Annotated in this window: 2 protein-coding genes; one reads left to right on the plus strand and one right to left on the minus strand. The window is 73.3% G+C overall.

Going from position 1 to position 1,373, the window contains the following annotated elements:
• Positions 1 to 270: 270 nt before the first annotated feature.
• Positions 271 to 648, minus strand: a complete 378-nt coding sequence (locus tag H5J29_RS32785; protein WP_181784773.1) for a nuclear transport factor 2 family protein — start codon at positions 646 to 648, stop codon at positions 271 to 273.
• Between the two features lie 404 nt (positions 649 to 1,052).
• Here H5J29_RS32785 and H5J29_RS32790 point away from each other — a divergent pair.
• Positions 1,053 to 1,373, plus strand: a 321-nt coding sequence (locus tag H5J29_RS32790) for a hypothetical protein (RefSeq protein ID WP_181784774.1), incomplete at its 3' end; no start/stop codon positions are given.

Genomic DNA, 1,373 nt, shown 5'->3' on the forward strand with positions numbered 1-1,373 from the left:
GGGCCGAACTCAGCCGTCCGGAGCACCCGATCAGTCCGTTCGGGTCTGCGTACGACTGTCTGGGAGGACAACGGGACATCCGGGGGCGCGGTGCGGCCGGAGATCGAACTCACCCGAATGACGGCACCCGCCGGCCGGGCCACGCGGCCCGCCGACCACCCTGCGTGAACGCCGGGTCGGTCGACTGGGCCGGACGGATGTGACCGGGGAGGTCGTCGTGACGCCGCAGGCGGGGGCGGCGAGGCCTCGGAGCGCAGGCGGGAACGGCGGTCAGGAGCCGGCGAGCAGCTCCGCCATCCGCGCTCGGAGCTCCGTGGCGGCGGAGTACGGGCGGACCATCACGGTGAGCTCGGCGAGGCCGTCCGGGCCGTCGGTGAGGATGTCCACGCCGTCGAGCTCCCGCTCGCCGACCCGGGTGCGGAACCACAGCACGTGTCCCGCCTCGCCCGCGAACTCGGCGGTGTAGCGGAAGTCCTCGAAGACCCGCACGACCGCCCGGAGGATCGCGCGCAGCGCCTCCCGGCCCTCGTACGGGGCGTGCACGATCGGCGAGTGGAACACCGCGTCGGGGGCGAAGAGATCGGCGGCGGCGTCGGCGTCCCCGCGCTCGACGGCGGCTCGGAACGCGGCGCTGCGGTCGACTGTCATGGGCCCATCGGACCACGAGGGCGGCCGGCAAGGCATCACCCCTCCGGTCCGGGCCCGGATGGCGGTACGGACGAGCGGCCGGATGCGACTCCGTCCGCCGCAGACGACGTCTTGGCGAGCGAGATACCTGGGCCTCCCGTCGCGAGCGCGGGAGGACAGGGCCCTCGGACCCTTCCCCCGCTGTCGACGGGCCGCGCGAACGGAGGTGGACGGACTGGACCGAGCGGCGGTACCGACACCATTCTCCGGCCCTGGGAAACGGCGTCCGAAAAGGTCGAGAATGCGGATGGGGAGCCCGCATGAGAAGGTTTCTCGTGGCCGCTCCGAAATCGATCGCGGACGCCCTGGGAAAACTGCCCGGGGTGTCTTACGCGTGCGTTCTGGAACGGACCCACGGAGGGCTCGTGACCGCCCTCGGCGGAGCCGAGCCGCCGCTGCCCGTCGAGGAGATCCTGGCGGCGTTCGCGGGCGTGGAGTCGCTCGCGGGCGGGCGCGCCGGAGCCCTCCGGACGGTCGTCGTGACAGGAGGGCAGTCGGTCCAGGTCCTCGCCCCGGTGCCCCTGGACGCCGCCTCGGGCGTGCTCTACCTCCGGCTGGTGCGCAGCCGCGCGAACGTGGCGAGCACGCTGCGGGCGATCGAGGGTCTCGGCGTGGACCCGCCGCGCGGAGCCCTGATCAGCATCGGCAACCTCGCCTACACCACGCTCAAGCTCTTCGGCGAGACG

The organism is Pseudonocardia pini, from assembly GCF_013870575.1.
Classification (GTDB): domain Bacteria; phylum Actinomycetota; class Actinomycetes; order Mycobacteriales; family Pseudonocardiaceae; genus Pseudonocardia; species Pseudonocardia pini.